This window comes from Romboutsia maritimum (assembly GCF_002251085.2).
Taxonomy (GTDB): Bacteria; Bacillota; Clostridia; order Peptostreptococcales; family Peptostreptococcaceae; genus Romboutsia_B; species Romboutsia_B maritimum.
On the sequence record NZ_NOJZ02000059.1, the window covers coordinates 1 to 4,109 of the forward strand.

Annotated in this window: 2 protein-coding genes and 1 riboswitch; both genes read right to left on the reverse strand. The window is 24.1% G+C overall.

Annotated features, from left to right (window positions below; translation table 11 throughout):
- A partial coding sequence (locus CHF27_RS13435; RefSeq protein WP_147294097.1) for a DUF4430 domain-containing protein occupies nt 1-1,823 on the reverse strand: 1,823 nt, incomplete at its 3' end.
- A 90-nt stretch (nt 1,824-1,913) separates the two neighbouring features.
- Nucleotides 1,914-3,671: a tetratricopeptide repeat protein gene (locus CHF27_RS13440; RefSeq protein WP_095404452.1), complete on the reverse strand. Its 1,758-nt coding sequence runs from the start codon at nt 3,669-3,671 to the stop codon at nt 1,914-1,916.
- Between the two features lie 72 nt (nt 3,672-3,743).
- A riboswitch (cobalamin riboswitch) is annotated at nt 3,744-3,937 on the reverse strand.
- Between the last annotated feature and the right edge of the window lie 172 nt (nt 3,938-4,109).

Here is a 4,109-nt window from a genome sequence, read left to right on the forward strand (position 1 = left end):
TCAGCTTTATTCCATCCTTCTTTTGATACTTTTATAGCTGTTTCATATCTTGTATTTCCTACTATTTTATTAGTATCTACTGAATTTAAAGTATTTGAACTACTAATTGATCCTCCACCTGAACTAGATGGCTTTCTATATTTTTCTCCTATTATCCCAACTGGAGATAATGATTTTAATTCAAAAGATAATTTATTTTCTTTTTTGTCTATTTTTAATCCTTTATCTACTCCAATAAATTCTATTGTTCCATCATGTTTTTGGTGAACAATACTTATATTTTTATAATCTAATAAATTTCCTAAGTATGAGATAACTACATTTACCTTTTCATTTTCTGATAAATTATACTTTTCTTTAGATTCAAGATTTTTTAAATTTACATCTTCTAAAAATAGTATTTCTTTTCCTTTTATTTTGTCTGATATATTTTTATATTCTTTACTATCATTTATAATAGCTGATGATAAAACTTTTATATTTAATGGTAATTTTTCTATAGTTACTTGATTAAATGTTTTATTAGCAATCTTAAGTTTTTCTTTTGCATTTTCCAAAACTTCTATAGTAGCTTTTGGAACTTCTTTCTTTTGGTCTTCACTTAATAAATTATATTTTTTTATACTATTATCAACCTCTTTAAAATTTTCTGAAGTAATTACTTCTGGTAACTTTTCTACTAATTTTATAAATTTATCTACCTCTGGTATTTTTTCAAGAGTATCTTTAGCATCATTTAATGCCTGTATAAAAGATTCCATCTCAGTTTTTAAAGTAGCTGCATCATAAATATCCTCTCCACCTATACTTGTGGACATCATACTTCCTATATCATCATCTGAAGGTATGCTCATTTTTATACTTTCCACTACTTCTTGAAAATCTTTCCAACTTTCTTTAGTATATTCTTTCTCGTTTAATTTAAATATTTCATTTAAATTAGATTTCAGCTTATATATCTCATCTACTGCTTTTATATCTTCTCCATAACTTTGGGCTGTATAATGAATTCTTATTGTATCTCCATCTTTTAATCTATAATCTGACATTAATTCACTTGGATTTACACCATTTACACTATACATCCATCCACTAAAAGCTCCATGTTCTTTTTCTTGTAGTGATTCACTCTTATCTGAATTTAAATATACTTTAGATAAATAAAAAGTATCGTTTAGTGAACCTTGTTTTTCATAACTTAATTTAATACCTTTTATTACTCTATCAAATACATAAGAAGCCTTTTCACCTTCTTTTATTTCAATCTCAGTAGGTTTTAATATATCAGGTTGTCCTAAAACTCTTCTCTCAATAGATAGTGTTATTTTTGAATTATTATTTTCTCCACTTTCACCTTTTATAAATTTATCTAACTTATTATAGCTTTTTAAAATTTGTGGATTCATTTTATCAATATCATAATGAATAATTAATTCATCACCATCTTTTAGATTATAATTATTCCATCCTTGATTGCTTATATTTCTATTAATAGCATATATCCATCCATCTTTACTATTATCTTTTAATCCAAATATACTATTTATTAAGATTGTAGATTCCCCTATTTTTGTATAGTCTATATTCTTATCTCCAATAATTCTTTTTAAAATTGTAAAAGCTGTATCCTTATCTTCTAATTTAATATCTTTTCCTTGATATATTGTTTCTTTGCTATTTCCATATATTCCTACAGTTATACTTTTTTCACTATTATCTTTCTTTAGAATTTCATGTGCATTTATTATTGACGGAATAGATAAATTTAATATTAACGATAGAATTGTTATTATAGATAATAACTTTCTTTTGTTTTTCTTCATATTTCTCCCCCATTTAGTTGATTTTTATATAAAAAAACAGAGAGATATCATAAGTAATTGATATCCCTCCGTTTTTCGGTCAGAATAATTTTAATTTTTAGCTATACATTTTAATTTTTCATCTAAAGATTTAAATTTATAATCATTTGAAAATTCTTTTAACGCTTGATTATTATATTTCATAGCATTTAAATAGTCTTTAATATTTATATATGAATTAACTATATTATTATACAAATCTGATTTCACTAAATTTATACGATTTTTTATATCTTTATCTTTTCTTATTTTGTTCAAATCTATATTTTTTAAAAACTCTAATGATTTTATGTAATATTTAATTGCTTCACTAAAGTCATTCTTTTCAAAATATATATCTCCTAATAATTTATTTGTTGTCTGATCTTCGTATATTTCTAATGCTTTTTTTAAATACTCTATTGCATCATCATAGTTTTTCATTTGGTATAAAGTATTTCCAAGGTTATGGTATGTAGTATTATTAGGAAATTTATCTACTAATTCTTGTCTAATACTCAAGCTTTCTTTATAATTTCCTTGTTCTATATAAGAAGATGCTAGTAAACTCAATGAATTATACTTAACTTCTTCAAATTCTCTAGTTGTAATATCATTTACATTACTTAAAGTTCCTAATATTTTTTTACAATATTCTTCTTGTTCTTTATATTTTTCTAAAAGCATACATATATATGCCATGTCCGTTCCTATTTTAATTATTGATTTTGGATTTTGATTTATGCATTTTTTGTAGAAACTATATGCTTTTAAACTTTTGTCATTTTCATATGTATATAACTTGCCTAATATGTACATTAATTCGAAACTTTCTGGATAACATTTGTATATTTCTTCATAAAATTCAATTCTTTTTTCACTAACATTTATAAGTGCAAATCCCATATTAGAAATAAATCCTATTATATTTCTAACTCTATCTTTTTCTAACTTATTTATGTACTCAAGGCACTTATCGTAATTTTCTTGTTGAAAATGTAAAATAGCATACTTTTCTATTGCAACATAATTTGTAGGATTTATTTCTAATGCTTTTTCAAATAGTTCTCCTGCCTCACAGTAAGTTTTATCATCTAATAAAAGGTTAGTAATTATATTTTTTTCTTTCATATTTTCATACATTTTTCTATCTATTTTTAATTGTCCTAAATTAGTATAGCATCCTGTTAAACCTGGAAATTGTGGATAATTATTTATTATATAGTTAAATTTTCTCTCTACTTCTTCAATAATTTTCAAACGTTTTGTTTTACTCATTCTTTTATTTATAGTTCTTAATAATTCGCCTACTTCTCTATAAAGATTCTCTGCTTTTTTGTCTTTTTCTTTATTTTTTAATAAATGCTCTTTTTTATACTTATTGTATAAATCATCTAAATTAACATTAGAATTTTTCATTATCTCTTTAATTTGTTCCTCAAATGCATTCATATAATTATCTATATTCAATGGTTTTTTATTTTCCACATCATATAAAGTAATTATTTGTTCTTCAATTGAACATAAAACTAATATTTCTCCTGTATTATAATTTAGTGGAATTATATATATTCTTGCAGAAACTGTTTCAATTTCTATATGTAGTATAAATTTTTCTTTATCTATACTTTTAATTGGTTTGACTTTTATTGATTTTATAAATGGACTTGAATTTAAATGGTTATAAACATCATTACAAGGCATTAATTTATCCTCTATTTTTTTCACCATTTTCACTATATCATTTTCAGATACATATGAATATGTATCTTTATGTACTTCTAATAAATTATACTTTTTTAATATTTTTTTTAAAATCTCTTCACCCATACTTACATCTCCCTTTTGGTGTTTTTTCTCTGGGTTATAAAAGATGCACTACGCACTCTTTCACCCCGAAAGATTTGTATAGAATTTAAGGCAGGTCTCCTGACTTGAAATCTTCCTACTTGCTTAAGCCTTCCCAGTTTAACTAGTGGCTAAGGATTTTCCTTGTTTAAGCTTTCGTCATTCTTACAGTAGCGGGGGCTGTTGTGGATTTTCACCACATTCCCTTTTAAGTATATTTAAATACAACCATAAATCCATAATATTTTATTTTCTTTACAATTATTATGGTAGTATATAAAATCTTAAAAATCAACATAATGCATGAAAATAGCTACCTCAGATTTAGATTTTATGTGTAATCCACGCTTAATCTGAAATATAAGCTTCCTTCCATGTAGGTAAAATACACCTACAAATGTCAGTATAGCTTATATTTTC

What these genes read in the sequence shown, in the direction of transcription:
- CHF27_RS13440 (WP_095404452.1), bottom strand. Translation starts at nt 3,671, where the DNA reads ATGGGTGAAGAGATTTTAAAAAAAATATTAAAAAAGTATAATTTATTA.